Raw genomic sequence first — 24,753 nt, forward strand, 5'->3', positions numbered from 1 at the left:
CATGGCCCAGCTCCGCTTGGGCGTCTGGCAATGGATTAATGATCCAGGTCCGCATGGGCCTCGGCGACGACTTCCTGCAGCCGCTCCTCTGTCACCGTGTCTTCGCCTGCTGCGCGCGTGAGGTAGATGAGGTACTCGATATTGCCCTCGGGCCCCTTGACGGGCGAGTACGTCAGCGCGAGCGGGCAGAAGCCAATCTCTCGCGCGAAGGCCGTGACCTTGCGGATGACTTCCTCGTGGACGGCGGGGTCGCGCACGACGCCCTTCTTGCCGACGTTCTCGCGGCCCGCCTCGAACTGCGGCTTGATGAGCGCAACGATCTCGCCCGTCTCCTTGAGCAGGGTGTAGGCGACGGGCAGGACCTTCGTCAGCGAGATGAAGGCGACGTCGATGGAGGCAAAGTCGAGGGGCTCGCCGATCATCTCCGGCGTGACTGTGCGGATGTTCGTGCGCTCCATGTTGCGGACGCGCGCGTCGGTGCGCAGCTTCCAGGCCAGCTGGCCGTAGCCGACATCGATGGCGTAGACCTTCTTCGCGCCGTTCTGCAGCATGCAGTCAGTGAAGCCGCCCGTCGAGGCGCCTATGTCGGCCGCTGCCTTGTCCTGCAGCCGCACGCCGAATTCCTTCATCGCCTTCTCGAGCTTGAGGCCGCCGCGGCTGACGTAGGGGATGTCGTGGCCGAGCAGCCGTATCTCGGCCTCGGCCTTGACCGTCGTGCCGGCCTTGTCGATCTTCTGCCCGTCGACGAGGACCTCGCCCGCCATGATCATGCGCTTCGCGCGCTCGCGGCTGCCGGCCAGTCCCCGCTCAACGAGCAGGATATCCAATCGTTCTTTTGCCATTCGCTTACCCTTCTCTTTCTCTCAACTATCCTGTATCATGCCTGTATCATGCGTTCTCGTCCAGCTGGCTCAGCCGCTCGCGGATGCGCTCGGCCATCTCATCGGGCTGCAGGCCGCAGAGCGATAAGAGCTCACAGCGCGTGCCCTGCTCGATGAAGCGGTCGGGGATGCCGAAGCGCAAAAGCGGCACCTCGATGCCGTGATCCGCGAGGTATTCGGCCACGGCCGAGCCGAAGCCGCCCGCGAGCACATTCTCCTCGGCCGTGATGAGGAGCCTTTTCGTCCGGGCCATCTCGCCGAGCAGCTCTGTATCGAGCGGCTTGATGAAGCGCATGTTGACGACGGCCGCCTCGATGCCCTCCTCTTTGAGGATGGCGGCTGCTTCCTTTGCCTTCTCGACCATCGTGCCGACGGCCAGGAAGGCGATTGTGCCCTCCTCCTGCAGCACTTCGGCCTTGCCGACGGGCAAGGTCTCTAGCGAGTCCGTGAGCGGCACGCCGAGGCCGGCGCCGCGCGGGTAGCGCACGGCAGCGGGCCCCTCTATCGCGATGGCTGTCGCGAGCATATGGCGAAGCTCCTCCTCGTCCTTTGGCGCCATGACGCACATGTTGGGCATCTGGCGCAGGTACGAGAGGTCGAAGACGCCGTGATGCGTCGGGCCGTCCTCGCCGACGAGGCCGGCGCGGTCGAGGCAGAGCGTCACGGGCAGGTTCTGCAGGCAGACATCGTGGATGAGCTGGTCGTAGGCGCGCTGCGCGAACGTCGAGTAGAGCGCGATGACGGGGTGCATGCCCGCGGCCGCCATGCCGGCGGCCAGCGTCATCGCGTGCTCCTCGGCGATGCCGACGTCGAAGAAGCGCTTCGGGTACGCCTGGCCGAAGGCCTTGAGGCCCGTGCCCGACGGCATGGCCGCCGTGATGGCGAGGATGTCGGGGCGGTCCTTCGCGAGGTCAATCAGCGCCTTGCTGAAGACAGAGGTGTAGGAAGGCGCACAGCCCGCCTTCTTCGCGGACTTGCCCGTGCTCGGGTCGAAGCAGCCGACGCCGTGGAACTTCTCGGGCGCCTGCTCGGCCGGCTTGTATCCCTTGCCCTTGACGGTGTGGATGTGGATGAGCACGGGGCCCTCCATCTCCTTGGCGCTCGCCAGCACTTCCTCTAAGAGGCCGATGTTGTGGCCGTCGATCGGGCCGATGTAGTGGAAGCCCATCTCCTCGAACAGGCTGCCCGGCACGAGCACGGAGCGCACGCCGTCCTTGAGGTGGCTCGCCGTCTTGTAGACCTTGTCGCCGATGTGCGGGATGCTCATGAGCAGGCTGCCCATGTCGCGCTTGGCGCGCGCGTACTGCGGCGCGATGCGGATGCGCGAGAGGTACTCGCTCATGGCGCCGACATTGGCGTCGATGGACATCTCGTTGTCGTTGAGGATGACGATGAGCTTCGTGCCGAGGTCGCCGGCATTGTTGAGCGCCTCGAACGACTCGCCGCCCGTCAGCGCGCCGTCGCCGATGACGGCGATGACCTGGTTCTTCTCCCCCTTGGCATCGCGCGCGAGGGCCATGCCGAGGGCCGCCGAGATGGAGGTGCTCGCATGGCCGACGCCGAAGGCGTCGTAGACGGACTCTGAGCGGTTCGGGAAGCCGGTGATGCCGCCCTTCTTGCGCAGTGTCTTGAACGCATCCCTGCGGCCCGTGAGGATCTTGTGGGTGTAGGCCTGATGGCCGACATCCCAGACGAGCTTGTCCTCGGGGAACGAAAAGACGCTGTAGAGCGCGAGCGTCAGTTCCACCGTGCCGAGGTTCGGCGCGAGGTGGCCGCCGTTCTGCGAGACGGTATCAATGATGAAATGGCGCAGTTCGGATGCCAGCTGCTCGAGCTCGCGGACCGTGAGCGCCTTGACATCCTCGGGTTTCTCTATGCGGTTGAGCAATGCATACATGGAAACACTCCCCATCAATTCTCAATTCTTTCGCTCGAGCATGTAGCGGACGAGCTGGCGCAGGAAATCGGCTTCAGGGCCGAAAACGGCGAGCGCCTTGACCGCCTTGTCCACGGTCTCTTCGGCGAGGCGCTGGGCCTCGTCAAGCGAGGTCAGCGTCACGTACGTCGACTTCTCGTTGCGGATGTCGCTGCCGACCGGCTTGCCGATGAGCTTCTCGTCGCCCGTCACATCGAGGATGTCATCCGTGATCTGGAAGGCAAGGCCGAAGCCCTCGGCATACGAGGTCAGGGCCGCGAGCTGACCTTCCGTGGCGCCCGCGAGGATGGCGCCGCTTCTTAGGGCGGCGCGGAAGAGCGCGCCCGTCTTGCCCATGTGCATCTTCTGGAGCTCTTGCATCGGGATGCGGTGGCCCTCCGACTCGAGGTCGATGGCCTGGCCGCCGACCATGCCGTTCATGCCGGCCGCCGTGCTGATCTCCTGCACGACGCGCAAAAGAGTTGCCGGGTCCGTGTGCTTCTGGCGTGCGATGACCTCGAAGGCGAGCGTCAGGAGCGCATCGCCGGCGAGCACGGCCATGCCGTCGCCGTAGACCTTGTGGTTCGTCAGCTTGCCGCGGCGGTAGTCGTCGTTGTCCATCGCCGGCAGGTCGTCGTGGATCAGGGAGTACGTGTGGATCATCTCGAGGGCGCAGGCCGCCGTCAGGTAGTCCGTGCCCTTCGCGCCGACGGCATCGGCCGCCGCCATCAAGAGGATCGGGCGCAGGCGCTTGCCGCCCGCCATGAGGCTGTAGCGCATCGACTCGGCGAGGCGCGCGTCGAGAGGCGGCTCCTGCTCCAGTTCACGGACGAGCTGCTCTTCGACCAGCTGCTGACGCTCTTTCCAAAGTTCCTTCAACATATCATCATTCCCCTTATCCCTCAATATCAAGCTTGCTCTCTTCGACCTTGCCCGTCGCTTCATTCTCCTTGACGAGCAGGTCCATCGTCTGCTCGGCGCGCTCGAGGGCGCCCATGCAGTTCTTGGCGAGGCCGACGCCCTCGGAGTAATGGCTCATGAGGTCCTTGAGCGTCAGGTCGCCGCCCTCCATCTCCTTGACGATGGCCTCGAGCTTTTCCAGTGATTCCTCAAACGAGAGCTCTTTCTTTCTTGGCATATGCAACTTCTTCCTTTCTTTTCCCGCCGGCTCACTGCTCCTGGTTGTCCTCTCCCTGCACCTTTACGGCGCGCGCCGGGATGCGGCCGTCCTTCAGGGTGATGGTGAGGAGGTCGCCTGCCTTTACGGCGCGGACGCTCGTCAGGGGCGCCCCCTCCTTCTCGACGATGCCGTAGCCCTGGCGCAGGATGTGCACGGGGTTCAGGTAGTCGAGCTGCTGCAGCACGATCTCGAGCGCGTGGCGCTTCTCCTTCATCTGGCCCTTCATCTGCGACTCGAGCGCGGCAATTGCGCGGTCAAGGCGCTGGGAGCGGCCTGCGAGCAGGAGCTGCGGGTTCTGCAGGGCGGCGCTGCGGAGGCAGGCCGCGAGGCGCAGGCGCTTCTCCTGCAGCTGGCGCCTCTCCTGCTGCGAGAGGCGCGCCATCAGGCTCTCCGTGTAGCGCAGGAGCTCTGCTCTGTCCGGCACGGCGAGCTCGGCCGCCTGCGAGGGCGTCGCGGCCCGCTGGTCGCTCGCAAAGTCGGCGAGCGTGAAGTCCGTCTCGTGGCCGACGGCCGAGATGACGGGAATCTTCGAGGCGTAGATGGCGCGCACGACGGGCTCCTCGTTGAAGGCCCATAGGTCCTCCATCGAGCCGCCGCCGCGGCCGACGATCAGCACGTCGACGGGGTACTTCTCGTTGAAGAAGGCGATGGCCGCGGCAATCTGCGCGGCTGCCTCCTCGCCCTGGACGAGCACGGGGCGCAGGACGAGCTGCACCGCGGGCCAGCGGCGCTTCGAGACGTGGTAGATGTCACGCAGCACGGCGCCCGAGATCGAGGTGACGATGCCGATGCGCTTTGGGAAGCGCGGCAGGGGCTTCTTGTGCGCATCGTCGAAGAGCCCCTCAGATGCGAGTCTCGCCTTGAGCTGCTCGAAGGCGAGCGCAAGGTCGCCCGCGCCCTCCGGCATCATGTGGTCAGCGTAGAGCTGGTAGACACCGTCGCGCTCGTAGACCGAGATGCTGCCGCTGACGACGACCTGCATGCCGTTCTCCGGTCGGAAGCGCAGGCCCTGCGCGCGGCTCCGGAACATCACGCACTTGATGGCCGACGCGGCGTCCTTCAGCGTGAAGTAGCAGTGGCCCGAGGCGTAGCAGCGGAAGTTCGACAGCTCCCCGCGGACCTGGATGCAGCCGAGCACGGGCTCGCGCTGGAACATCCGCTTGATATAGTTCGTGACCTCACTGACGTTGTGTATCCCCACGGCAGCAATCCCCCTTCTCCTGCCTTCTCCTGTCTTTCTTCAGATTCCCGTATTACAAGAAAGAAGCCAGACAAAAAGTCTGGCTCCTGTCTGCGTCACTCTGCGCTCTTCGCGCTTTTCATGATCGCGCCGAGAATCCCGTTCACATAGCGGCTGGAGTCATCCGTACCATACTTCTTTGCCAGTTCTACCGCCTCGTTGATGGCGATGTTCGGTGTGAGCTTCTCTTCGGCAAAGCACATCTCATACGTTGCCATGCGCGTGAGGTTGCGGTCGACGGCCGCCATGCGCTCCACCTTCCACTCGCGCGAGTTCGCGGCGATCTGGGCATCGATGGCCTCTACGTTTGCGCGCGTGCCGTGCACGAGCTGCGCGGCGAACGCGCGGTCATGCGCACTCATCGCCTCGGCCTCGCCGAGCGCCGTGTCGAGGGCGAGCGTCTCCTGCATCTCTTCCTGAGCGGCCGTTTCCGCCGGGTTCAGGTCTAACTGGAAGAGCGCCTGCAGCGCGACTTCCCTTGCTTGTCTACGACTCATTCCTAACCTTTCCTAACCTTCCTAACCTTCCTAAAATCATGTATCGTGATGGCCGTTTCCGCCGCCCGCTAGCCGCGCAAGCGGTTGATGCGGTCGAGCAGGTCATCGGCAATCCTGCCGAAAAAGTCCTCTTCGCGGTCGGCTTTCCTGCCGATGCAGAGGCCGACGACGCCGCACAGCACGATGAAGGCCGTGCGCCAGAAGCCGATCAGCAGGATCATCAGGGCCAGGATGATGCCGGAGGCGAGGCCGAGGCACTGCCCCCGGTCCTCCTGCCAGATCATCGCCAGCCATTCCTTGAATTCTTCTTTCATTTTTCCACCGCCTCACGCCTCAGACCACGCGGCGCTTGCCCGCAGGCACAGCGTCCGAGAACGCCGTGATGTGCGACTCGACGGCGACGTCCTCGAGTCCCATCGTCTCGCGGAGTTCCGTGCGGATGGCCGCGGCGGCTGCCTCCGTGAGCGATGCGACGGGCGTGCCGCGGCTGACCGTCAGGTCGAGCACGAGGCGCAGAGTCTCAGGTGCGTTCTTCGAGGCCCTGACGCGCTGGACGCGCACCTTCGCCATGCGAATGCCGTGCAACGAAAGGAGCGTCCGCTCGGCCATCGCGCGGATGGCGGGCAGGGCGACGCGGACGCCGCCCTCTGCCCCCTGCAGCAGGATGAAGTCGCCGCGCTCGTGCGTGCGCTCCGCACGCCCCCGCAGGGAGACGCCGAGCAGGTGGAGCGCGACCAGAAGGAGGACGACCGAGACGGCGACCGTCTCGCGGCGGGACAGGATGTAGTGGATCTCATTGAGCCAGACCGACTCCGGCAGGACTCCCATGCAGAGCACGAGCACGAGCACGGAGAGCAGGGCCAGGCCAATCATCGAGACAAACAGCAAAAAACGGTTGATAATCCCCATAGTATCCGCCTCGCTCCAGATCAGCGCACGCGTACCTCATCGGCCTTCGCATTCTCCTCCGGGAAGCCGACGCCCTGTACGTGGACGTTGACCTCGACGACGGAGAGGCCCGTCATCGTCTCGATGGCCTGCTTGACGTTTTCCTGCACCGCGAGGGCGATGTCCGGGATGCGCACGCCGTACTTGACGATGATGTAGAGGTCGACAGCGGCTTCCTTCTCGCCGACTTCGACCTTGACGCCCTTGGCGAAGTTCTTGCGGCCGAGCATCTCGGCAATGCCGCCCGCAATGCCGCCGCTCATGCCGGCGATGCCGTCGACTTCCGTAGCAGCCAGGCCCGCGATGATGCTGACGACCTCATCCGCGATGCGGATCGCGCCGAGACTCGAATCTTTTTTGACGATTTCTTTTTCGTTTGCCATGATAAAGGCCTCCTTGCCTGGGGCAGCCCATGGGACTGCGCATAAACGGTAATCCGCACGAGAGGGCGTATAACATGCCTCTCCCATGCATATTTATACTGTACTATTCGCGGACTCGAACGCTTTTTCCTGCCAAGAACGAAAATAAAACAAAATAAAAATGAAAGAAATGCAGCTGCTGTACCAGTTGCATGAACATGCCTGGCGCAGCAGCTGCCAAGAGAAGCAGATGTTTCTTATGCGCGCTCGATGTAGTTGCCCGTGCGCGTATCGATGCGGAGCGTATCGCCCTCGTTGACGAAGAGCGGCACGCGGACTTCGTAGCCCGTCTCGACCTTGGCGATCTTCGTGGCGCCCGTAGCCGTGTTGCCCTTGACGCTCGGCTCGCACTCGACAACCTTGAGGTTGACGGAGTTCGGCAGCTGGATGCCGATGATGCGGCCCTTGAACGTCTGCAGCGAGACTTCCATGTTCTCCATGAGGTAGTTCAGCGCATCGCCGAGCTGGTCCTTGTTGAGCTCCGTCTGCTCGTACGTCTCCGTGTCCATGAACGTGTACATGCCATCAGCCTCGTAGAGGTACTGCATGTTGCGCGTCTCGAGGTGAGCTGCCGGCATCTTTTCATTCGGATTGAAGGTACGTTCTACCACTGCACCCGTCTCAACATTCTTGATCTTCGTGCGTACGAAAGCAGCGCCCTTGCCCGGCTTTACGTGCTGGAAATCCACGATCTGCCAGACACCGCCATCAATTTCAATCGTTAAGCCCGTGCGGAAATCAGTACTGTTAATCATTCTACGCCCTCCAAAAACTTCATTATTTCATTTCTGATTCAAATTCAAGATACGAAACGTATCATAACATTCTTTATTATAATCAACTTGCGGCCCATCGTCAAGCACTGCGCATCAGCGGATCTCGACGAGCTGCTTGGAGGACTTCGTCAGGCGCTCGCTGCCCGTCGCGGTGACGAGCACTGTGTCCTCGATGCGCAGGCCGCCCCAGCCCGGCAGGTAGACACCCGGCTCGTCGGTGATGAGCATGCCCACCGCGAGGTGCTCGCAGGTGCTCGACGGCGAAAGGCGCGGCTCCTCGTGGATCTCGAGGCCGAGGCTGTGGCCGAGCCCGTGGCCGAAGTACTGCGCGAGGTCGTACTTCTTGAGGAATTCGCGCGAGGCGGCGTCGATCTCTTTGCCGGATTTCCCCGGCGCGATGAGCGAGAGCACGAGCTCCTGCGCACCGAGCACGGCCCCGTAGACCTCGCGCTGGCGCGCCGTCGCCTCGCCGACGCAGACGGTGCGCGTGATGTCGGAGCAGTAGCCCTGGTACTTCGCGCCGTAGTCCATCGTCACGAAGTCGCCCGCCTCGATGACCTTCTCCGTCGCCGTGCCGTGCGGCATGCTGCCGCGCAGGCCCGAGGCGACGATCGTGTCGAAGGACGGCTTCTCGGAGCCCGCTTCGCGCATGACCTGCTCGAGGCGCGCGGCCACCTCAATCTCCGTGCGGCCCGGGCGGATGAAGTGGACGATGTCCTCAAAGGCCTTGTCGGCAAAGGAGCAGGCGCGGCGGATGCAGGCGATCTCCTCCTCGTCCTTGACCTGGCGCAGAGCGTCGAGGTCGAGCATCGTGCCGAAGTCGATGCCCGCGAGCATGTCCTTGAGCGCTCGATAGTCGGCGTAGACCATCGAGCAGCCCTCGAAGCCGACGCTGCGGCAACCGAGCTTTGCGATGAGCTCCGCCGTCTTCTTCAAGAGTCCATGACGGTGCTCGACGACGGTGAAGAGCGGCGCCTGCTTCTCGGCCTGCTCCGTGTAACGGTTGTCGGTGACGAGCAGCGCCTCGTCCTTCGTGATGACGAGCGTCGTGTCATCGCCGCGGAAGCCGCTGAAGTAATGAAGGTTCACGTATTTTGTCACGACGACTGCGTCGAGCCCCTTCTCCTGCAGGAGGCTGCGCAGTGCGGTCAAACGGTTTTCATTCAAAGGATCATCCCCCTAATCTGATTACTCCGCCCGGTTGAGCTTGTAGATGATGGCCTCGAGCGCGGCGAGATAGCTCTCGACGCCGAGGCCGCAGATCTGGCCCATCGCCACTGGCGCGAGCACCGACGTGTGGCGGAATTCCTCGCGCTGGTGGATGTTCGAGATGTGCACCTCGATGACCGGCACGTCGATGGCCGCGATGGCATCGCGGATGGCGATGCTGTAATGCGTGAAGGCCGCCGCGTTGAAGATAATGAAGTCGAACTTGTGGTTGGCCTGCTGGATGGCGTCGACGAGGTCGCCCTCGTGGTTCGACTGGTAGAACGCCGTCTCGATGCCGGCCTCAGCCGCACGCTCCGCGATCATCTCGTTGATGTCGTCGAGCGTCGTCGAGCCGTAGATCTCCGGCTCGCGCGTGCCGAGCAGGTTGAGGTTCGGCCCATGGAGTACAAGGATGCGTGGCATGAGGATTCCTCCCTTTCAATGTGTAGACGTTTCTATAAAAAAATAAAGCGGGTCAGAAGACGGCTGCGCCGGCTCTTCCCGCCTCAAATCCTGGCCAATGGCATGTGCTCAGTAACGGACGACAAAGCGCGTCTCATCGGGCACCGTCTCGACTGGCTCAAACTTCAGTTCTTTTACCTTGATGAAGTAATTGCCCTCGCGGATCAGTACTGAGAGCTTGTCGACTTTCTCGGGGTCACCCTGGATCTCCATCTCGACGCTGCCGTCCTCCATATTGCGCACCCAGCCCGTCAGGCCGAGCTCCGATGCGTGCTGCTGCACGAACATGCGGAAGCCCACGCCCTGGACGCGTCCAGTAGCTCTGCCAAAGTAACGGACGGATGTTTTGGATTCTGCCATAGAAAAGACCTTCTTTCCTCTGCCCTGCGCGCGCCTCAGGCCTTGGCCGGGATATCGCGGCGCAGGATCGTATACGGTTCAACCGGCTTGTCCATGCGGATCTTGACGATCTGCTGGGCATGAGGAGCAACCGCGATGGGATTGCCCTCTTCGTCAAGCATATCAGAAAGTACCTGGCGATACAAGGGGGCATTTGGCTGGAATACCTCAATTTCCTGACCGATCTTCATATTATTGCGCTGCTCGACCGTGGCGTATTGCGTGGTCGTGTCGTAGTCGCGCACGAGGCCGATGAACTCGGACGTCTGCTGGTATGACGAGGTGCCGTAGAGCTGGTCGTCCGCCGTCGGCTGGTGGTAGTAGAAGCCCGTCGTGTACGGGCGGTGCGAGACTTTCTCGAGCTCGTCGAGCCACTCCTGCTGGACCTTGAAGTGCGCGGGGTCCTCGAAGTAGGCGTCAATGGCCAGGCGGTAGGCGCGCACGACGCTCGCCGCGTAGTGGACGCTCTTCATGCGGCCCTCGATCTTGAGGCTATCGACGCCGCTCTCGATGACGTCGGCGATGTGCGGCAGGAGGCACATGTCCTTCGAGTTCATGATGTAGGTGCCGCGCTCGTCCTCCTCGATTGGAAAGTACTTGCCCGGACGCGTCTCCTCGACGAGCGCGTACTTCCAGCGGCACGACTGCGCACAGCTGCCGCGGTTGGAATCGCGGCCCGTGAAGTAGTTCGAGAGCAGGCAGCGGCCCGAGTACGAGATGCACATCGCGCCGTGGACGAACATCTCGAGGTCGGCTTGCGTCTTTTCGCGGATCTCGCGCACTTCCTGCAGCGACATCTCGCGCGCGAGCACGACGCGCTTCGCGCCGAGCTTCTGCCAGGCGTTGACCGTCGCCCAGTTCGTGTTGTTCGCCTGCGTGCTGATGTGGAGCTCCATATCAGGGATGTACTCTTTCGCCATCATAAAGACGCCGAGGTCGGCAACGAGCAGTGCGTCGACGCCGATCTCCTGCAGGTAGCGCAGGTAGTCGGGCAGGCCGCGAAGGTCGCTGTTGTGCGGGAAGATATTGACCGTCACATAGACCTTCTTCTTGAGCTTGTGGGCGAACCCGACCGCCTCGCGCAGCTCTTCTCGCGTGAAGTTGCCGCCGAGCGCGCGCAGGCCGTAAAGCTTGCCGCCGAGGTAGACGGCGTCGGCGCCGTAGAGCAGCGCCATCTTCATCTTCTCGAGATTCCCTGCTGGGGCCAGGAGCTCAGGCTTTTTCATCATGTATGGTATTCCTCCGATAATCTGTTTGATTCGTTTGCTGCGGGGCAGCGGCGCGAGACGGCCAGGCCGTCGCCGCGCTCGAAGATCTCCGTCTCGTAGCCTGCCGCATGGCTCGTGAGCTCGATGTAGCGGCGCAGCCGCTTGACAATCGTGCGGTAGCGGCGCGGGGCCTTCTCCTCGCCCATGACGTAGCCGCGGAACAGGACATTGTCGGCCACGATGGTCGCATCCGCTGTCAGGAGCGGCTGCACCTTCTCGAAGTAGTCGACGTACTGGCCCTTGGCCGCGTCGATAAAGACAAAGTCATACGGGCCCGAGAGCGTCGTCAAGAGCTCGCCCGCGTCGCCCTGCAGGATCTCGATGCGGTCCGCGTAGGGCGAGCGCGCGATAAAGCTATGAGCGAGCGCAGCGCGCTCCTCGGAGAGCTCGAGCGTCGTGACATGTGCGTCCGCCGCGCCGTTGGCGGCGAGCAACAGCGCCGAGTAGCCGATGGCCGTGCCGATCTCGAGCACGCGGTGCGGCCGCAAGTCGCGGATGACCGAGAGGAAGACCTGGCGGCCGTTCTCGTTGATGATCGGGACATGGTGCTCGGCCGCATACGCCTCCATCTCCCGCAGAAGTCTTTCAAAATCGCTTGTATCTGTCATATCTGTCCTTGCCTTCCGCGCCGCCTCAGCGCACCTGCTCGACGATGGCCAGGTGCTCGTCGTACGTCTGCGAGTAATGGTTGTGGCCCTGACGGTCGGCTACGAAGTAGAGGTAGTCGGTGCTCGCGGGGTTCAGCACCGCCAGGATGGACTTCATGCCCGGGCTCGCAATCGGTCCGGGCGGCAGGCCCGCGTGCTGATACGTGTTGTAGGGCGAGTCGATCTTTGTGTCCTCGATCGAGACGTCCTCCTTCGGGCCCGCCATGAGGTACTGCAGCGTCGTGTCCGACTGCAGCGGCATGCCCATCTGCAGGCGCTTGAAGAAGACCTGCGCGATGATTGGGCGGTCCTCATCGTAGCGCGCCTCCTTCTCGACGAGCGAGGCCAGCGTGATGAGGTCGTGGATCGAGAGGTTCTTCGCCGCCGCCTGCTGGCGCAGCGCCGGCGTCAGGCGCGTGTCGAAGTCCTCGGCCATCATCTTCATGATGGCCTCAGGCGTGACCTCGCTGTGGATCTCGTACGTGTCCGGGAAGAGGTAGCCCTCCGCCGCATAGCGCTCATTCGGGCGCTTCTTCATGTAATCGTACGGCGCGAAGTCCTTCGCCTCGGCGAGAAACTCCTGCTCGTCGACGAGGCCCTCGTCCGCGAGGCGCTTCGCGATCTCCTTGATGCCGAAGCCCTCGGGGATCGTGAACCGCACGACCGTCGTGTCGCCCGAGACGAGCTTGTCAAGCACGGCCTGCTCGTCCATGTGCGGCGCGAAGGCGTACGTGCCCGTCTTGAACTTCTGGGCATCGCCCTGGAGCTTCATGAGCCACCAGAAGCGCAGGCGGCTGTCGATGACGCCGAGCCGCATCAGGTGGTCCGAGATCTCCGACGCCGTCGTGCCCGGCTTGACGACCATGTAGATGTTCTCCTTGGCATCACGGTCCGAGCGCTCGATGACATGCGTCGTGCCAAAGGCCAGGAAGAGCCCCGCCCCCAGCAGGACGGCAAAGACTGCCGCAATCGCCGCCCACTTCTTCCAGCCAAGGCGGCCGACGGCCGCGCGCAGCTTCTCCCTAGCAGATGGCTCTAAAAGATTGGAAGGCTCGGAAAGCTTGGAAGGCGGCTCGGAAGGCTCGGAAGGCTCGGATGGCTTGGAAGGCGCCCTCGACTCCGCTGCAGGCGATGGGCTGCCGCCCGTTCCTGACTCCTGCGCCTTCTCCGCGTTCTCGGCTTTCCCCTCCTGCTCCGATTTCTCGGGCTTCTCGTTTTCCTCGTGTTTCTCACCTTCGGCAGCCGTATCTGCTTTTGATGCGACGGACTTCACCGCAGCGCCCTCTGCTGCTGTATCCTTCGCGGACTCTGCGGCTCCTGCAGCGCCATTATCTTCAGTGCCATCGTTTACAGATGGAGCCTCTTCTCTTTCCGGCAACGTCTTCGGCGCCGAAACGTCCTGCGGCTTGCTTTCTGGCACAGCTGCGTTCTCCTGCTGCTTCACCGTCTCAGCGGGCTGCGGCGCCTGCTTCGGCGCGCGCTCTTTCTTATTCCCATGCATAAATCGTTCTCCGTACATGAAAAAGCCGCCATCCAGATGGATAGCAGCCAATCATTTCGTCATTCAGTCCTTTTCGGCTTCGTCGACCAGCGCGTCATACGCCTGCTGGACCGCCTCGAACTCCTCGTCCGTCGGCTCGACGTACTCATCCTCGCCGTCCTCGTTCGTGACGATTTTCGCGATGATGACGTCCTCGTCATCGTCCTCGCAGCCGCAGCCGCACGTGTGGGCGTGCTCCTCATCCTCATCGTGGATGCCGACGAGCAGCGCGTATTTCTCATCCTCTACCGGGATGATCATCTCTTCGCGGTAATAGTACTCATTGCCCGCCTCGTCCGTCATGACGACAACGATGTCGTCCTCATTCATCATATCCTCTGCCATAGGACTCACCTCTTCTTTCTGGTCGTGCCAAAATCTCGATTTTACTGGTTTCATTTTATCGTATCGCGGGAAGGCTTGTCAACGCTTGCTGTCCAAAAAGCCCTGCAGGATGAAGACAGCCGCCATCTTGTCAATGACCTTCTTGCGCTTGCGGCGCGAGACATCGGCCTCGATGAGCGAGCGCGTCGCCGCGACCGTCGAGAGGCGCTCATCCCAGAAGAAGACCTCCACCTCAGGATACGCCTTCTTGACCTCTGCCATGAACTCCTTGACGATGGCGCAGCGGTCGCCCTCCGTGCCGTCCATGTTCTTGGGGAGCCCCGAGACGAGCGACTTCGTCTCGTACTGGTCCATGAGCTCGCCGAGGCGCTTGAGGTCGTCTGCGAGCGACTTGCGGCGGATCGTCTCGACGCCCTGCGCCGTCAGGCCCAGGAGGTCGCTGACCGCGATGCCGATCGTGCGGTCGCCGATATCGAGTGACATGTATCGCTTCATCTCTTGCCGCCCTTTTCCAGATACGAGCGCACGAGCTCCTCTAAGAGCTCATCGCGCTCGAGCGTGCGGATCTTGCTGCGCGCATCATTGTGGCTCGTCACATACGCCGGATCGCCCGAGAGCAGATAGCCGACGAGCTGGTTGATCGGGTTGTAGCCCTTCTCCTCCATCGCCGCACAGACCGAGCGGATGATCTTCTCCGCCTTATTCTCATCGTTCCCGAAACGGAACATCATGGTTTCTTCGTTGTTGGCCATATTGCATACCTCCAAAGCACTCATGCGGGAATCCCCGCTCACTTGCTTCTATCTTACCACATCTTGGCTTTGATGACTATGATACGCCTCAATCCTATAGTTTTCCTGAAAGGATGTGCCTCTTCCGTCATGCAACATAGTCAGGCAAATTTCGGCATCAATCATCGCATAGACAGCTTGCGGAACACTTCTTCCGTCATGCCCGCCCGCTTGGCCGCTTCTTTCACCGTGATGATGCCGTCACGCACCAGTATTGAGGCCGACCATGTTGACATCACGACGGAAGGCGCTCACCGACGGCAGCAGTTGGCGCGGCTCACTGAACGAAGACAATCAAACCGACAGTGCCTCCATCGCGCTCGACCGATCGAGCAGCTGGGAGCTCACAGCGAATTCCTATGTGACTTCCATCAGCGACAAGGATGCCTCCTTTGCCAACATCAAGAGCAACGGCCATAACATCTACTATGATGCAAGCCAGAACAGCGCCCTTGCTGGCAGGACCATCGACCTGCCCGGCGGCGGCAAGCTCCTGCCACAGACAAAGGGCTGACAATCGCCTTCCCCAAAAAGCAATAGTTAACTGAACAAAAGAACAGACGACCTCAATACATCTTATGTTGTAAAGTAAATTACTTTACATTTTCCTCATTTAGCTTTATAATATCAATAAAAGGAGTTGATTCTTATGGCTGATACAAAAACGCTGAATCTTCGTGTCGATGCAGATTTGAAGCATCAGGCAGAAACTATTTTTGCGAATCTGGGTATCCCGACTTCTACAGCAATCAATATGTTCCTGCGCACCGTTGTCCGCTATGGCGGTATCCCGTTCGATTTGCGTATTTCTCCTAATGAGCTAGAGACCTTAAGAGCTGTTGACGATGTAAATCATCATCGCAATCTCAGCAAGACTTATGATTCTGTTGAAGATGTCATGGAGGCCCTGAATGCTTAAGATCCGCTTCCGCAAACAATTCCGCAAGGATTACAAGCGGGTAATCAAGCAGCCTGGGCATACCCCGGAGCTTTTTCAGGAAGTACTTGACTGTCTTGTGATGGAGCAATTGCTTCCTGCCAAGTATCGGGATCATGCCCTGTCGGGAAACTACGCCGGTTTCCGTGAATGTCATATTCTGCCGGATTGGTTGCTGATTTACAAAGTCGAAACTGACATTCTAACGTTGACGCTGACCCGTACGGGGAGTCACAGTGATTTATTCTAATATCCATCTCATCTGTATGAGCATGGCAGGATTTCACGATGCTGCATCGAAATCTAACGGTAAGAAACCTACCAAGGAGGAAACTTAAGCAACCGAAAGGATGCTCAAATATGAACAAAAGTGTAGCAATATGCTAAAGACTCAAAGAATCCATTGAGTTAGTTTGTGCTGACTTTACAGCAGTCGGAACGGCTGGAAATAAGCCAGAGGCGGTTGAAACAGTCCGTCTAACTACGGGGTAGCACCCTGATGGTAGCCGTTGGACAGTGGTAAATGCGAGAACCAAGCAAGGTTGGCGAACCAATACGCAAAAACAAAATATTATGAAAGGAGAAAGCTACTAGATGTAATTGGCAGAATATCACAAACAAGATACTGTCAATATGTACCGATGGCTAATCGGGAATTTACGCCTTTGGAGTATCACTCAAACGTTAGTAGCCTGTCTTTTGACGGCGAGGACGGATACGATGAACAAGGAACTACAAATCGTGAGATTGTAGCAAAACATCTTGGCATAGGCACATTTATCTATGTTTTAAGTAGCAGATGCTCTACATGTACAAGCCGCTGACGGTCACTGCGATCTACCCGTTTGACAAGAATCCCACCCGGGAAGAGTGGGAGGATTACGACTACATGATGCGGCGGGCGGGCAGCTCCAACAAGTACGCGCTCCCTCTAAAGAATCCAGATCACCTAGAACATTCAGGAATATCCAGGAACATCTAGGAACATCCAGGCCATGCACAGGCAGCAGAAAAAGCACAGACGATCACTTGCGCATCGTCTGTGCTTTCTGCTGTATCAAGGGCTCCCCCTATCAATCTGCTATTGTCGCTTGCCTCACTGCTTGCCTAAGGCTCCGTTCAGCGCGATGGCGAGCTGGTCGGCGCACGAGGTGCCGCGGCCGCCGCAGTCGTTGCCCTGGAGGAGGGCTGCCGTGTCCTTGGGGTCGGCGCCTTCGAGCAGCTTGCTGATGGCGGAGAGGTTGCCCGGGCAGCCGCCGACGAAGTGCACGTCGTGGAGCTTGCCGTCGTCGCCGATGGCAAAGGTGATCCGCTTGGCGCAGACGCCCTGCGGAGTAAACGAGTAAGACTTCATATTCTTCTTCTCACTTTCTCAATCGGATGCATGCATGAAAAACCGCCCCGAAGGGCGGTTCTCTTTATCTTGGTTCAGCTTCAGATCATGTCGTTCTTGATCATGTACTCGGCAATCTGCAGGGCGTTGAGCGCAGCGCCCTTGCGGATCTGGTCGCCGCAGACCCAGAGGTTCAGGCCATGCTCGATGGACTCATCCTTGCGGATGCGGCCGACTTCGACGTCGTTCTTGCCGGACGTGAAGAGCGGCATCGGGTAGATCTGCTCAGCCGGGTTGTCGCGGACGATGGCACCCGGGAAGGCATCGATGGCCTTGCGGGCTGCCTCGACGCTGACCTCGTCCTCGAACTCGATGTTGACGGACTCGGCATGGCTGCGGTAGACCGGCACGCGGACCGTCGTGGCCGTGATGCGCAGGCTGTCGTCCTCGAGGATCTTCTTCGTCTCGTTGACCATCTTCATCTCCTCTTTCGTGTAGAGGTTGTCGTAGAAGACGTCGATCTGCGGGATGAGGTTGAAGGCGATCTGGTAATGCTTCGGGAACTTCGCACCCGGCAGGATGTTCGCCTTCGGCTCGCGGCCGGCGACGATGTCATCGACCTGCTGCTCGAGCTCGGCCATGGCTTCCTTGCCGCCGCCCGAGACGGCCTGGTACGTCGAGACGACGATGCGCTTGATCTTCGAGAGGTCGTAGAGCGGCTTGAGGGCCATCATCATGATGATCGTCGAGCAGTTCGGGTTGGCGATGATGCCCTTGTGGCGGGCGATGGCCTGCGGGTTGACCTCCGGAACGACGAGCGGGACTTCCGGATCCATGCGGAAGGCACTCGAGTTGTCGATGACGACGGCACCGGCCTTGACGGCTGCCGGAGCGAACTGCTTGCTGGCAGCACCGCCGGCGAACAGAGCAATCTCGACGTCCTTGAAGGACTCGTCCGTCGTCTCCTCAACCGTGTACTCCTTGCCCATGAACTGGATCTTCTTGCCAGCGCTGCGCTTCGAAGCGAGCATCTTGAGGTTGGCAAAGGGGAAATTGCGCTCCTCGATGAGGTTGAGGAATTCCTGGCCGACGGCGCCCGTTGCGCCAAGGATTGCTACATTGTACTTCTTCATGTCCATCGTTCCTTTCTGCGATGCAGTTGTTTTATATTATGGATAAGGAAAACAAAGGTTGTATCAGTCGAGCAGCTTGTCGAGGCCGACCGTCAGGCCCTTGAGGCTGCGGACCTTCTTGGCGGCGAGCACGACGCCCGGCATGAAGGACTCGCGGTTCATCGAGTCGTGGCGGATGGTCAGCGTCTGGCCGAGGCCGCCGAAGATGACTTCCTGATGCGCGACATAGCCCGGCAGGCGCACGCTGTGGATGTGCATGCCCTCGTAGTCGGCGCCGCGCGCGCCCTCGAGCTTCTCGAACTCATCGGGGTTGCCCTGCTTGTGGGCCTTGCGGACTTCCGCAATCATGGCCGCCGTCTGGATGGCCGTGCCGGACGGTGCGTCGAGCTTCTTGTCGTGGTGCAGCTCGATGATCTCGACATCCGGCATGTACTTGGCTGCCTGGCGCGACATGACCATCAGGAGCACGGCGCCGATGGCGAAGTTCGGCGCGATGAAGGCCGGCGTATCATTCTCTTCAGCTGCCTTGGCAATCTCTGCCTTCTGCTCGTCCGAGAGGCCCGTCGTGCCGACGACCGGCGAGGTCTTGTGCGCAAGCGCCGTCATGACATTGCCGAAGACGACGTCCGGGCGCGTGAAGTCGACCATGACCTCTGGCTTCTTGCGCGCGAGCAGTGCCTCGAGGTCTGTCTCGACGAGGATGCCGTTTGCCGGCAGGCCGACGAGCGAGCCCGTATCCGCACCGCCCTTGATGTCCACTGCGCCGACGAGCTCGAGCCCGTCCGCTTCCTGTACCGCTTTTAAGACTGCCTGGCCCATGCGGCCGCAGGCACCGTTTACGATTACCGTAGTCAAAAGTATGCGCCTCCTGTTAGCGTCAAAAGATATTGCTATTGTATAGCATGTCCACCATTTGTGTCAAGACGTCTCGTCGAAAAAGACGACTTTTCACCGATATTTTCACGTCTGCGGCGCTTTGCGCCTGTCAAGTCTCCATGATGTGCGCGAATCTCTCCTTGTACTGCAGCGCGAGGATTGGCCGGATGAAGTCGAGGTCGCCCTGGCTCGAGAGCGTCGCCTCGGCGGCCTTGTGGGCGTCGAGGAGGATGGCGAGGTCCTCCGGCACGCGCGCGATCTTGAGGTCGGGCAGGCCGTGCTGCATCGAGCCGAAGAACTGCCCCGGGCCGCGCAGCCGCAGGTCCTCCTCCGCAAGCTTGAAGCCGTCGGAGGTTTCTGCCATGATCTTCAGGCGCTCGCGCGCGTTCTCCGTCTTGCCCTCCGAGACGAGGATGCAGTACGAGGCGTAGGAGCCGCGCCCGATGCGGCCGCGCAGCTGGTGGAGCTGGGCGAGGCCGAAGCGCTCGGCGTGCTCGATGACCATGATGCTGGCGTTCGGCACGTTGACGCCGACTTCGATGACGGTCGTCGAGACGAGCAGCTTGATCCTGTCCGCGTAGAAGTCCTGCATGACGCGCTCCTTCTCGGCGGGCGCGAGCTTGCCGTGGACGAGGCCGCACGGGATGCCGCTAAAGATGCCGAAGCGCAGCTCATCGTAGACCTCCTCGGCCGACGGCAGGTCGCTCTCCTCGTTCATCTCGATGAGCGGGCAGACGACGTAGGCCTGGCGGCCCGCCTCGATCTGGCTGCGCACGTACTGGTAGATGAGCGGGCGGCGGTCCGGGCGGCGCACGAAGGTGCGGATGGGCTGGCGGCCCGGCGGCAGCTCGCGGATCAGGGAGACGTCGAGGTCGCCGTAGACGGTCAGGGTCATCGTGCGCGGGATCGGTGTCGCCGTCATGACGAGCACGTCGGGTACATGCGCGCCCTTCTTCTCGAGCGTCGCGCGCTGCGCGATGCCGAAGCGGTGCTGCTCGTCCGTGATGACGAGGCCGAGATGCGCGAAGTGCACATCATCCTGGATCAGCGCGTGCGTGCCGATGACGATATCAACCTCGTGGCGCGCAATGGCCTCGTGCATCGCGCGCCGCTTCTTGGGCGTCAGGTGGCCCGAGAGATAGCCGACGCGGATGCCGAGCGGCGCGAGCTTTGACGAGAGGTTCTCATAGTGCTGGGCGGCGAGAATCTCCGTCGGCGCCATCATGGCCCCCTGCCGGCCATTCTCAACGGTCTTGACGAGCGCGAGCATGGCGATAACTGTCTTGCCCGAGCCGACGTCGCCCTGCACGAGGCGGCGCATCGGCACCGTCCGCTCCATGTCGCGGCAGATCTCCTGCCACGCCTGCTGCTGGTCGTGCGTCAGCGTAAAGGGCAGTCCCGCAAGAACAGCCTTGACGAGTTTGCCGCTTGGCTGATGGCGGATGCCGCGCTTCGTCTCCTGCGACTGCTTCTTTAAGAGCAGCAGGCCGCACTGGATGAGGTAGAGCTCCGAGAAGGCCAGCCGGTAGCGCGCCCGCTTGAGTTCTGCCCCATCCTTCGGGAAATGGACAGCGTGCAGGGCCTCCCTGCGCCCCATGAGATGATGCGCCGCCAGGATGCGCGCAGGGATGAGCTCGGGGAGATCTCCTACTGCCTCCAGCGCCTCACGGACAAGCGTGCGGAAGAACTTCTGGTTGAGGTGCTCGGTGGCCGCGTAGACGGGCAGGATGCCGCAGAGGCCCTGCGCCTGCTCCCCGGGCTCCAGGACCTGGAAGCTGCGCAGCTGGCTCATGGCGAACTGGCCGCGGCCGCCGTAGGCATACGCGGCCTTGCCGCTGACGAAGACGCGGCGGCCCGCCTTGAGCGTCTTCTTGAGGTACTTCTGGTTGAACCAGGTGACCTGCAGGATTCCCGTGCCGTCATTGAGGTAGGCCGTCAGGATGGTCAGGCCGCGCCGCCCCGTCTGCTCCTGCAGGTTGACGATGGTCCCCGCGACTGTCGCGACCGTGCCCGGCTGCAGGTCGGCGATGCGCGTCAGGACGCTCTGGTCCTCGTAGGTGCGCGGGAAGTACGTCAGGAGGTCGTAGACCCGCGCGATGCCGAGGCGCGCCAGCTCCGCTTTCTTCTTGGGGCCGACGCCCTTGAGGTACTGGACTGAGTCTTGGATCTTCATGGGCAGCATCGAATCCTTTCTATCGGTGATCTTTCCCTCATTCTAGCACGCCTGTCAATCCTCTATCTACCTACCCCGCACTCCCCCGCACGAGAGCCGCGGCGGCGCAGGACACAAACCGAACACAAAAAGGAAGAGCCTCCATGAGACTCTTCCTTCTATATTAGTATATTACTATGCGGCTTGATGTGCGACGAGCGAATCAGAGCTGCGGGCCAGCTGCAACGAGGCCTTTGCCGATCTCGGTGTCTGCATACTTCTTGGCGAAGTTGTCGATGAACATCTGAGCGAGCTTCTTTGCTCTCGTATCCCACTCGGACTCATCTTTGTAATCCCACTTGGATTTGGACGGATCTTTGTAGGTATCCTTCGGATCGAGGACTTCCGTAGCAACGCCTTCGAGCTTCGTCGGGATCTCGAGACCGAAGTACGGGATCTTCTTCGTCGGAGCTTCGTTGATGGCACCGCTGTGGATGGCGTCGATGATGCCGCGCGTATCCTTGATGGAGATGCGCTTGCCATAGCCGTTCCAGCCCGTGTTGACGAGGTATGCCTTCGTGCCGTTAGCCTTGACGCGCTTTACGAGCTCATGCGCATACTTCGTCGGCGGCAGCTCGAGGAATGCCTGGCCGAAGCAAGCGGAGAACGTCGGAGTCGGCTCCGTGATGCCGCGCTCCGTGCCAGCCAGCTTGGACGTGAAGCCGGAGAGGAAGTAGTACTGCATCTGTTCCGGCGTCAGGATGGAAACCGGCGGCAGGACACCGAAGGCATCAGCTGCGAGGAAGATGACGCTCTTAGCAGCCGGAGCAGCGCTGCGGTCGTTGACGAAGTCTTTGACCGTGCTCTTGATGTGGTCAATCGGATAGGATACACGCGTATTCTCCGTGATGGACTTGTCGGCGAAGTCGATCTTGCCATTCTCGTCGAGGACAACGTTCTCGAGGAGTGCGTTGCGCTTGATGGCGCCGAAGATGTCCGGCTCGGATTCCTGATCGAGGTTGATGACCTTTGCGTAGCAGCCACCCTCGAAGTTGAAGATACCGTCATCATCCCAGCCGTGCTCATCATCGCCGATCAGCAGGCGCTTCGGGTCCGTCGACAGCGTCGTCTTGCCCGTGCCGGAGAGGCCGAAGAAGATAGCCGTGTTCTTGCCCTGCTTATCCGTGTTGGCGGAGCAGTGCATAGCAGCAATGCCCTTGAGCGGCAGGAAGTAGTTCATCATGGAGAACATGCCCTTCTTCATCTCGCCGCCGTACCAGGTGTTGATGATGACCTGCTGGCGCTCCGTGAGGTTGAAGACGACAGCCGTGTCGGAATGCAGGCCGAGCTCTTTGTAGTTCTCGACTTTAGCCTTGGATGCGTTGAAGACAACGAAGTCCGGCTTGAAGTTTGCTTCCTCTTCCGGAGTCGGTTTGATGAACATGTTGCGGACGAAATGTGCCTGCCATGCAACTTCAACGATGAAGCGGACAGCCATGCGCGTGTTCTTATTTGCACCGCAGAAGCCATCGACGACGAAGAGGCGCTTGTTGGAGAGCTCTTTCTTGGCGATATCCTTTACAGCAGCCCAAGCTTCCTTGGATGCCTTGTGGTTATCGTTGTGATAAGCCTCAGAATCCCACCAAACCGTGTCGTGCGACGTCTCGTCGTCAACGATGAATTTATCTTTAGGCGAACGGCCCGTGAAGATGCCCGTCTTGACATCAACAGCGCCGAGTTCGGAAACCTGGCCCTTCTCGTAGCCCGTCAGGCCTTCCTTCGTCTCTTCCTCGAACAGCGTCTTGTAGGAAGGATTGTAGATGATTTCCGTCGTACCCGTGATACCATACTGACTAAGATCGATGTTTGCCATTTGCATTCAACCTCTTTCATAATTTTTGGTCCTGGTAAACCTCTGAGGCATCTCACTCGACGCAGCCTTACAATCGCGATGCAATGGTCTGCATCCTCGATGACCTGCTGTTCACTTTCCGGTGAGCTCCTCATCACAGGTATTATATTAACTTATTCATCCATAAATGTCAAATATTTATTTGCACTTTTTTTAACGTTTTATTTATTCCTCTTGTTCTCATTTGCTTCCATAAAAATAAGAGAAACGACGCGGAAAATGCGTGTCGTTTCTCTCATGGTTTTCGTTATTTTTTCAAAGAATCTGCTGTGGCGAAGGCCATGACAGCCTTCTCCATCGAGGCGGGCGCGCAGACGCCGTCGTGGCGCACTTCCTTGCAGCGGAGCGACGCGAGGCCCTCGGGGATGGGGTCGCTGTTCTTCGCCTGCAGCTCGTCGAGCAGGGTGAACTCATCGACGCCTGCCGTCTTGACGCCAAGGGCATCGAGCACGCTGCCGTTGAACTTGTAGGGGCTGGCCGTCGAGACGACGACCATGTGATGCGCATCGCCCGTCGCCTGCTGGTACTTCTCGGCGACGCTCCAGGCGACGGCCGTGTGCGGGTCGGCGACATAATGGTCCTTCTCGTAGACGTCGGCAATGCACGCTTCCGTGTCCTCGTCCGACGTCCAGTCGGCCCAGAAGGTCTGCTGGATCTTTTCGAGCAGCTCGCTGCCGATGTCGTAGCGGCCCTCCTGCTGGAGCTGCTGCATCCAGGAGGCGACCTTCGCCTTGTCCTCCGCCATGTGGTAGAGCAGGCGCTCGAGGTTGCTCGAGATCAGGATGTCCATCGACGGCGAGATCGTCTTGAAGAAGTCGCGCTGGCGGTCGTAGACGCCCGTGCGCAGGAAGTCCGTCAGGACGTTGTTGGCGTTCGAGGCGCAGACGAGCTTGTGAACCGGCAGGCCCATGCACTTCGCGTAGAAGCCCGCGAGGATGTCGCCGAAGTTGCCCGTCGGCACGGTGAAGTCGATGGCCTCGCCCGGCTCGATTGTGCCGGCAGAGAGGAGGTCGGCGTAGGCGCTGAAGTAGTAGACGATCTGCGGCACGAGGCGGCCCCAGTTGATGGAGTTGGCCGACGAGAGGCGGATGCCCTTCTCGGCGAGCGCTTCATTGAATGCCTTGTCGCCGAAGATTTTCTTGACGCCGCTCTGCGCGTCGTCAAAGTTGCCCGTGACGGCCGTGACGTTGACGTTCTTCCCCTCCTGCGTGAGCATCTGCAGCTGCTGGATGCGGCTGACGCCGCCCTGCGGGTAGAAGACCATGATGCGGATCTGCGGCACATCGCGGAAGCCCTCGAGCGCTGCCTTGCCCGTGTCACCAGAGGTCGCGACGAGGATCAGCACCTCATCCTTCTCGCCCGTCTTCTTGAGCGCCGTGCTCATGAGCTGCGGCAAAAGCTGCAGCGCCATGTCCTTGAAGGCACTCGTCGGGCCGTGCCAGAGCTCGAGGACGCTCTTGTCGCCCACCGCCTTGACGGGCGCGCGCTTTGCCGTATCGAAGCGGCCGCTTCCATAGGCGCGCGTGACGCAGCCAGAAAGCTCCTCTGCCGTGTAGTCCGTCAGGAAGAGCCCGAGCACTTTCTCGGCGCGCTCCTCATAAGACAGGGTCTTGAGCCCTTCGATGAAGGCCATGTCGACCTTTGGCATGGCATCCGGCACGAAGAGTCCGCCGTCTGCTGCCAGGCCGCGGATGATGGCCTGCGCGGAGTCGAGCTGCTCGGCATTTCCTCTGGTGCTGCTGTATTTCAAAACAATCGCCTCTTTCTTCATTTATAAATGAATCAAACTATGCTAAAATGATAGCGGGCTGCAAGGGCAGAGCGCCCCGCGCAACCAGACAACTGTCATTATACCATAGAATCCCCGGGAATCCTATAGAAATCTGCGAA

Annotated in this window: 28 protein-coding genes; 3 read left to right on the forward strand and 25 right to left on the reverse strand. The window is 60.7% G+C overall.

Translation table 11 applies throughout. The annotated features are described in order from the left end of the window. Positions 1 to 35: 35 nt before the first annotated feature. From T518_RS05935 to T518_RS06025, 19 genes are all read right to left on the reverse strand, one after another. Positions 36 to 842 (reverse strand): TlyA family RNA methyltransferase, encoded by an 807-nt coding sequence (locus T518_RS05935; protein ID WP_036376730.1) that lies wholly within the window; start codon positions 840 to 842, stop codon positions 36 to 38. Positions 843 to 888: 46 nt separating this feature from the next. After that, positions 889 to 2,778 carry a 1-deoxy-D-xylulose-5-phosphate synthase gene (dxs, locus tag T518_RS05940; protein WP_036376737.1) on the reverse strand — a complete coding sequence of 630 codons (1,890 nt, stop codon included), beginning with the start codon at positions 2,776 to 2,778 and terminating at the stop codon, positions 889 to 891. Positions 2,779 to 2,799: 21 nt separating this feature from the next. Next, positions 2,800 to 3,678, reverse strand: coding sequence for a polyprenyl synthetase family protein (locus T518_RS05945; RefSeq protein ID WP_211248183.1), 879 nt, complete (start codon positions 3,676 to 3,678; stop codon positions 2,800 to 2,802). A gap of 13 nt (positions 3,679 to 3,691) precedes the next feature. Further along, a complete protein-coding gene (gene xseB / locus T518_RS05950) occupies positions 3,692 to 3,934 on the reverse strand; it encodes an exodeoxyribonuclease VII small subunit (RefSeq protein WP_036376746.1) in 243 nt (80 codons plus the stop codon). Between the two features lie 31 nt (positions 3,935 to 3,965). Next, positions 3,966 to 5,177, reverse strand: a complete 1,212-nt coding sequence (gene xseA, locus T518_RS05955; RefSeq protein ID WP_036376754.1) for an exodeoxyribonuclease VII large subunit — start codon at positions 5,175 to 5,177, stop codon at positions 3,966 to 3,968. A 95-nt stretch (positions 5,178 to 5,272) separates the two neighbouring features. Beyond that, on the reverse strand, positions 5,273 to 5,713 hold the full coding sequence (gene nusB, locus T518_RS05960) for a transcription antitermination factor NusB (protein ID WP_036376759.1): 441 nt from the start codon (positions 5,711 to 5,713) through the stop codon (positions 5,273 to 5,275). A 68-nt stretch (positions 5,714 to 5,781) separates the two neighbouring features. Continuing rightward, a complete protein-coding gene (locus T518_RS05965) occupies positions 5,782 to 6,027 on the reverse strand; it encodes a DUF2273 domain-containing protein (protein ID WP_036376765.1) in 246 nt (81 codons plus the stop codon). Between the two features lie 19 nt (positions 6,028 to 6,046). Then, positions 6,047 to 6,622: an alkaline shock response membrane anchor protein AmaP gene (amaP, locus tag T518_RS05970; RefSeq protein ID WP_155948085.1), complete on the reverse strand. Its 576-nt coding sequence runs from the start codon at positions 6,620 to 6,622 to the stop codon at positions 6,047 to 6,049. A gap of 20 nt (positions 6,623 to 6,642) precedes the next feature. Then, positions 6,643 to 7,044, reverse strand: coding sequence for an Asp23/Gls24 family envelope stress response protein (locus T518_RS05975; RefSeq protein WP_036376780.1), 402 nt, complete (start codon positions 7,042 to 7,044; stop codon positions 6,643 to 6,645). A gap of 236 nt (positions 7,045 to 7,280) precedes the next feature. Next, positions 7,281 to 7,838 (reverse strand): elongation factor P, encoded by a 558-nt coding sequence (efp, locus tag T518_RS05980; RefSeq protein ID WP_036376789.1) that lies wholly within the window; start codon positions 7,836 to 7,838, stop codon positions 7,281 to 7,283. Between the two features lie 114 nt (positions 7,839 to 7,952). Next, the gene (locus T518_RS05985; RefSeq protein WP_036376797.1) at positions 7,953 to 9,026 is read right to left on the reverse strand and encodes a M24 family metallopeptidase; all 1,074 of its coding nucleotides are present in this window, start codon (positions 9,024 to 9,026) and stop codon (positions 7,953 to 7,955) included. A gap of 21 nt (positions 9,027 to 9,047) precedes the next feature. Continuing rightward, the gene (gene aroQ / locus T518_RS05990) at positions 9,048 to 9,491 is read right to left on the reverse strand and encodes a type II 3-dehydroquinate dehydratase (RefSeq protein ID WP_036376805.1); all 444 of its coding nucleotides are present in this window, start codon (positions 9,489 to 9,491) and stop codon (positions 9,048 to 9,050) included. A gap of 108 nt (positions 9,492 to 9,599) precedes the next feature. Continuing rightward, positions 9,600 to 9,890 (reverse strand): acylphosphatase, encoded by a 291-nt coding sequence (locus T518_RS05995; protein WP_036376810.1) that lies wholly within the window; start codon positions 9,888 to 9,890, stop codon positions 9,600 to 9,602. 35 nt (positions 9,891 to 9,925) lie between these two features. Then, entirely contained in the window at positions 9,926 to 11,158 is a 1,233-nt protein-coding gene (locus T518_RS06000) for a peptidase U32 family protein (RefSeq protein ID WP_036376815.1), read from the reverse strand. Continuing rightward, on the reverse strand, positions 11,155 to 11,805 hold the full coding sequence (locus T518_RS06005) for an O-methyltransferase (RefSeq protein WP_036376820.1): 651 nt from the start codon (positions 11,803 to 11,805) through the stop codon (positions 11,155 to 11,157). Before T518_RS06005 ends, T518_RS06000 begins: the two co-directional genes overlap by 4 nt. A gap of 25 nt (positions 11,806 to 11,830) precedes the next feature. Continuing rightward, the gene (gene mltG, locus T518_RS06010) at positions 11,831 to 13,345 is read right to left on the reverse strand and encodes an endolytic transglycosylase MltG (RefSeq protein ID WP_081828440.1); all 1,515 of its coding nucleotides are present in this window, start codon (positions 13,343 to 13,345) and stop codon (positions 11,831 to 11,833) included. A gap of 63 nt (positions 13,346 to 13,408) precedes the next feature. Beyond that, positions 13,409 to 13,729: a DUF1292 domain-containing protein gene (locus T518_RS06015; protein ID WP_172674664.1), complete on the reverse strand. Its 321-nt coding sequence runs from the start codon at positions 13,727 to 13,729 to the stop codon at positions 13,409 to 13,411. Between the two features lie 78 nt (positions 13,730 to 13,807). Then, entirely contained in the window at positions 13,808 to 14,224 is a 417-nt protein-coding gene (gene ruvX / locus T518_RS06020; protein WP_081828441.1) for a Holliday junction resolvase RuvX, read from the reverse strand. Then, positions 14,221 to 14,481, reverse strand: a complete 261-nt coding sequence (locus T518_RS06025) for an IreB family regulatory phosphoprotein (RefSeq protein WP_036376829.1) — start codon at positions 14,479 to 14,481, stop codon at positions 14,221 to 14,223. Before T518_RS06025 ends, ruvX begins: the two co-directional genes overlap by 4 nt. 265 nt (positions 14,482 to 14,746) lie before the next feature. Between T518_RS06025 and T518_RS11980 the strand changes: the two genes are divergently transcribed. From T518_RS11980 to T518_RS06035, 3 genes are all read left to right on the forward strand, one after another. Next, positions 14,747 to 15,034, forward strand: coding sequence for a hypothetical protein (locus T518_RS11980; protein WP_155948089.1), 288 nt, complete (start codon positions 14,747 to 14,749; stop codon positions 15,032 to 15,034). Between the two features lie 135 nt (positions 15,035 to 15,169). Beyond that, positions 15,170 to 15,439 (forward strand): type II toxin-antitoxin system RelB/DinJ family antitoxin, encoded by a 270-nt coding sequence (locus T518_RS06030; RefSeq protein ID WP_036376833.1) that lies wholly within the window; start codon positions 15,170 to 15,172, stop codon positions 15,437 to 15,439. Beyond that, complete coding sequence (locus T518_RS06035; protein ID WP_036376836.1) at positions 15,432 to 15,707, forward strand: type II toxin-antitoxin system YafQ family toxin; 276 nt, start codon at positions 15,432 to 15,434, stop codon at positions 15,705 to 15,707. Before T518_RS06030 ends, T518_RS06035 begins: the two co-directional genes overlap by 8 nt. 846 nt (positions 15,708 to 16,553) lie before the next feature. Here the strand turns inward: T518_RS06035 and T518_RS06040 are convergent. From T518_RS06040 to thrC, 6 genes are all read right to left on the reverse strand, one after another. Further along, a complete protein-coding gene (locus T518_RS06040; protein ID WP_036376839.1) occupies positions 16,554 to 16,811 on the reverse strand; it encodes a TIGR03905 family TSCPD domain-containing protein in 258 nt (85 codons plus the stop codon). A gap of 80 nt (positions 16,812 to 16,891) precedes the next feature. Beyond that, positions 16,892 to 17,923, reverse strand: a complete 1,032-nt coding sequence (locus tag T518_RS06045) for an aspartate-semialdehyde dehydrogenase (RefSeq protein ID WP_036376877.1) — start codon at positions 17,921 to 17,923, stop codon at positions 16,892 to 16,894. Positions 17,924 to 17,986: 63 nt separating this feature from the next. After that, positions 17,987 to 18,778: a 4-hydroxy-tetrahydrodipicolinate reductase gene (gene dapB, locus T518_RS06050; RefSeq protein ID WP_036376841.1), complete on the reverse strand. Its 792-nt coding sequence runs from the start codon at positions 18,776 to 18,778 to the stop codon at positions 17,987 to 17,989. Positions 18,779 to 18,908: 130 nt separating this feature from the next. Continuing rightward, positions 18,909 to 20,972, reverse strand: coding sequence for an ATP-dependent DNA helicase RecG (recG, locus tag T518_RS06055; RefSeq protein ID WP_036376879.1), 2,064 nt, complete (start codon positions 20,970 to 20,972; stop codon positions 18,909 to 18,911). A 202-nt stretch (positions 20,973 to 21,174) separates the two neighbouring features. After that, positions 21,175 to 22,824 carry a phosphoenolpyruvate carboxykinase (ATP) gene (gene pckA, locus T518_RS06060; RefSeq protein ID WP_036376843.1) on the reverse strand — a complete coding sequence of 550 codons (1,650 nt, stop codon included), beginning with the start codon at positions 22,822 to 22,824 and terminating at the stop codon, positions 21,175 to 21,177. Positions 22,825 to 23,110: 286 nt separating this feature from the next. Next, positions 23,111 to 24,634, reverse strand: a complete 1,524-nt coding sequence (gene thrC, locus T518_RS06065; protein ID WP_081828442.1) for a threonine synthase — start codon at positions 24,632 to 24,634, stop codon at positions 23,111 to 23,113. Positions 24,635 to 24,753 lie beyond the last annotated feature (119 nt).

The organism is Mitsuokella jalaludinii DSM 13811, assembly GCF_000702905.1.
Classification (GTDB): Bacteria; Bacillota; Negativicutes; order Selenomonadales; family Selenomonadaceae; genus Mitsuokella; species Mitsuokella jalaludinii.